The 2,453-nt window shown below is 75.6% G+C and carries 4 protein-coding genes; all 4 read left to right on the top strand.

Translation table 11 applies throughout. The features are described 5' to 3' along the window. A partial coding sequence (locus tag PGN05_RS24170; RefSeq protein ID WP_419755127.1) for a DUF881 domain-containing protein occupies positions 1-835 on the top strand: 835 nt, incomplete at its 5' end. A 34-nt stretch (positions 836-869) separates the two neighbouring features. Beyond that, positions 870-1,274, top strand: a complete 405-nt coding sequence (gcvH, locus tag PGN05_RS24165) for a glycine cleavage system protein GcvH (RefSeq protein ID WP_419755126.1) — start codon at positions 870-872, stop codon at positions 1,272-1,274. A gap of 251 nt (positions 1,275-1,525) precedes the next feature. Beyond that, complete coding sequence (locus tag PGN05_RS24160) at positions 1,526-2,041, top strand: FHA domain-containing protein (protein WP_419755125.1); 516 nt, start codon at positions 1,526-1,528, stop codon at positions 2,039-2,041. 46 nt (positions 2,042-2,087) lie between these two features. Then, a partial coding sequence (locus PGN05_RS24155) for a MerR family transcriptional regulator (RefSeq protein WP_419755124.1) occupies positions 2,088-2,453 on the top strand: 366 nt, incomplete at its 3' end.

Below are 2,453 nucleotides of genomic sequence, written 5' to 3'. Positions count from 1 at the left end.
CGCCGACCCCGCCGGACCGGCCGCGGAGCCCCCGCCGGAGCCGGGCGCGGCGCAGGCTGCCGAGCCCCCCGCGGAGCCGGGTGCCGGGTCCGAGCCGGCGCCGGCTCCCGCCGTGCCGGGGGCGGCTCCCGAGGCGGCCCGCCCGCGACGCCGTCGCGACGTGCGCGCCGCCGTGCTGGTCGGCGTGCTCACCCTGCTGCTCGGCTTCGCCTTCGCCGTCCAGGTCCGCACCACCGGCACCGAGGAGAGCCTCGCCGGGGCGCGGGAGGAGGACCTGGTCCAGATCCTCGACGAGCTCAACGCCCGCGAGGACCGGCTGCGCACCCAGATCGCCGAGCAGCGCGCCCAGCTGCGCGACCTCAACAGCTCCGACAGCCAGTCCGAGACCGCGCTGCAGACCGCCCGCGACCGCGCCGAGGCCCTGGGGATCCTCAACGGCACGGTCGCCGCCGCGGGGCCGGGGCTGGTGATGACGGTGCTCGACCCCGAGGGCCGGGTCCGGGTGGCCGACCTGCTGGACGCGATCCAGGAGCTGCGCGGGGCGGGTGCGGAGACCATGCAGATCGACGGCGTGCGCATCGGCGTCTCCTCGGCCGTCACCGGGGAGCCCGGCGCGCTCAGCGTGGACGGCACCCCGGTGTCCAGTCCCTACGAGGTCCTCGTCATCGGCTCCCCGCAGGACCTGCAGACCGCGATGAACATCCCCGGCGGCGTCGTCGACCGGGTCGGCCGGCAGGGCGGCACGGTCCAGATCCAGCAGTCCGAGCGGGTGGTCGTGGACGCGTTGCGGCCCCTGGACGAGCCTCAATACGCTCAGCCGGAGCCTGGCGGCTGACCCGCCGGCCCGGACCGTCTGGAGACGACGCCGCATGTCCACGCCCGACGACCGCCGCTACACCGAGCAGCACGAGTGGGCCCTGGTCCAGGGCGGCGCGGGCGCGGGGACCGTCGTCCGGGTGGGCATCACCGACCACGCCCAGGACGCCCTGGGCGACATCGTGTTCGTGCAGCTGCCGGAGGTGGGGTCGGCGGTCGCGCCGGGGAACCCGATCGGCGAGGTGGAGTCGACCAAGTCCGTCTCCGACGTCTACTCCCCGGTCGCGGGCGTGGTGGCCGCGGTGAACGAGGCCCTGGCCGACGCCCCGGAGACCGTCAACGCCGATCCCTACGGGGCCGGCTGGCTGGTCGAGATCAGCGTGCCGGGCGACGCCGGGGACCCGACGGAGGGGCTCCTGGACGCCGCCGCGTACGAGGCTCTCGTCGACGCCACCTGACCCCGCGGGAGCCCGCCCGGCGATCACTATGCTGACCTGGGGTGGGACCCCCGGCGCCCGTGCAGGGCGCCGTCGGACCCACCCTGGAGGTGCGGTTGACCCTCGGGTCGGCCGCTGGTTCCATGACCACGGCCCGCCGTGACCCACACGGCGGCCGACCCACGACGGACTGCCCGGTCCGTCGTCCGCCGGCCGCCCGCGGCCGTCCACGAGACCGCGGCGGTGCCACCCCTGCACCGGAGGAGACAGACGTGCACTGCACTCGCTGTGGCCACAACAACCCCGAGGGCAGTCGCTTCTGCGCGCAGTGCGGCGCGGCGCTGTCCCAGGAGCGGATCGGCGAGTCCACCAGCGTCATCCCCAAGGTGGGCGGCGAGGACTCGGCCGAGACGCCCGAGGTGGCCGAGACCGACGCCCACGCCGGGGCGGTGGAGTCGCTGCCCGCCGGCTCGGCGCTGCTCGTGGTCAAGCGCGGCCCCAACGCGGGCAGCCGCTTCCTGCTCGACCAGGACGTGACGACCGCCGGCCGTCACCCCGACAGCGACATCTTCCTCGACGACGTCACCGTCAGCCGCCGGCACGTGGAGTTCCACCGCGAGGGCGGCGGCTTCTCCGTGCACGACGTCGGCAGCCTCAACGGCACCTACGTCAACCGGGAGCCGGTGGACGTCGCCACGCTGGCCGGCGGGGACGAGGTGCAGATCGGCAAGTTCCGGCTCGTGTACCTGACCGGTCCGCGCACGGGCGAACCCGCTCCTCGCTCGTGAGCGGACCGGGCAGCGCCCGCCGGGTGCCGTCGGCAGCGTGACCGCGGTGGCCTCGCGCGCGAGCGCGTACGGGGACGCCGGCGACCAGCGCACACCCCGCCTCACCATCGGCGAGGTGCTGGGCGTGCTGCGCGACGACTTCCCCGACGTGACGATCAGCAAGATCCGGTACCTGGAGTCCGAGGACCTCGTCCACCCCCAGCGCACCGCGTCGGGGTACCGGAAGTTCTCGTCGGCGGACGTGGACCGACTGCGGTACGTGCTGGCCGCCCAGCGGGACCACTACCTCCCGCTGAAGGTGATCAAGGAGCACCTGGACGCGCTCGACCGCGGCGAGCCGCTGCCCGGCGGCGGGCCGCCGGCGGCCGAGCCGGCCCCGGCCGCCGCGGCGGAGGAGGCCGCGGCCCTGCCG

This window comes from Geodermatophilus sp. CPCC 206100, assembly GCF_048569675.1.
GTDB lineage: Bacteria > Actinomycetota > Actinomycetes > Mycobacteriales > Geodermatophilaceae > Geodermatophilus.
This window is presented reverse-complemented; position numbering and strand designations above follow the sequence as displayed.